Genomic DNA, 1123 nt, shown 5'->3' with positions numbered 1-1123 from the left:
TGGTGAGCAGATCCGTCAGCAGACCCGGTGAGCGCTGCTCACGTCCCGATGTTCTGCCCGGCAGTGCGCCGTGCTCCCGGCCCGCTCTTTCAGGGCCGGGCCGGGGGCACGGCCTTCAACCGACCGCGTGCTGGCCGCTTTCCAGGGCCCGCCAGCCGCCCGGTCATCACCCCTCTTCTCAAGGAGCTGAACCAGGATGACATGCCACGTTCCCTCCGCCCCCGATTCTGCGACGGGGGGCCGGTGATGGCGTTCTTCGGACTGATCGGCAACGACCGTTCCATGGCCGAGTCCGCCTACAACGGCCGCGAGTCCGCCTCCGAGCAGGCCGCGCGCAAGCGCCGCGAGGGACACCACCGCGGCGCGCGGGCCGCTGACCGAAAGGGCCAGGCGTGGGAGGACGCCGAGCGGGGCCGCCAGGACCGTCGTGGGTGGTGGAGCCGATGACCCGCACCCCGACCTTGCTGTTCCGCCGCTTGTACTCCTGGCACCTTCGCCGCCGGGCCACCACGGGCGGCCCGGTGGCCCGGACGCGGCTGCCCGGCCGCCCCGTCGACGACAGCACCGCCGCGCCCGCGCCCACGCTGGTGGGCGGCGACGAACTGCGGGCCCGCGCACTGTTGTGCGCCGTGCTCGATGGTGGATGCCGCCGTGAGGGGGCAGGCCGGTGAACAAGCCACCCATGCCCGACCATGCGCCTGACCCCGCCGAGGGCGAGGTCCTGTCCGGCCGGGTCATCCCGGCCGGAGAGAGCTGGCCGGTCCGCCCCGGACTCCCGGCCGCCGCGATTCCGTCGCAGGCTGCCCCGCCCGCCTCGCACACCGGACCGGTGCCGACATCCACCGCTCCCGCTCCACTCAGTCCCCCGGCGACAGCCGCCGCGGGCGGGGCGGGGGACTGGTGGGCGGCTCCGCCGACGCCGCCGGTTCCTCCGCCCGGGGGCTGGGGTGGTCCCCCGTGGGGTGCGGGCCCGGTCCCGGATCCGTGGGGAGGGCCGCCGCAGAGCCTGGACATCCATGTTCATGTGGTGCCGGCCGTGCCGGTGGAGGAGGAGAAACCGGGGTTCTGGAAGCGGGTGTGGCGTCTGCTCACCCGTGGGATCAGCCCGTACGCGGCCTGGGGT

The 1123-nt window shown here is 74.6% G+C and carries 2 protein-coding genes; both read left to right on the top strand.

Going from position 1 to position 1123, the window contains the following annotated elements:
- Positions 1 to 201: 201 nt before the first annotated feature.
- Complete coding sequence (locus tag WA762_RS35430) at positions 202 to 447, top strand: hypothetical protein (RefSeq protein WP_335941706.1); 246 nt, start codon at positions 202 to 204, stop codon at positions 445 to 447.
- On the top strand, positions 444 to 671 hold the full coding sequence (locus tag WA762_RS35425) for a hypothetical protein (RefSeq protein WP_335941705.1): 228 nt from the start codon (positions 444 to 446) through the stop codon (positions 669 to 671). The genes WA762_RS35430 and WA762_RS35425 overlap by 4 nt, the downstream gene beginning before the upstream one ends.
- The last annotated feature ends 452 nt before the right edge of the window (positions 672 to 1123 follow it).

It is taken from the genome of Streptomyces tyrfis (assembly GCF_037034285.1).
Lineage (GTDB): Bacteria > Actinomycetota > Actinomycetes > Streptomycetales > Streptomycetaceae > Streptomyces.
Note: the sequence above shows the minus strand (reverse complement) of the source record. Positions and strands in the feature narration are given on the sequence as shown.

Coding starts and splice junctions, on each gene's coding strand:
- WA762_RS35430 (WP_335941706.1), top strand. CDS start 202: ATGCCACGTTCCCTCCGCCCCCGATTCTGCGACGGGGGGCCGGTGATG.
- WA762_RS35425 (WP_335941705.1), top strand. CDS start 444: ATGACCCGCACCCCGACCTTGCTGTTCCGCCGCTTGTACTCCTGGCAC.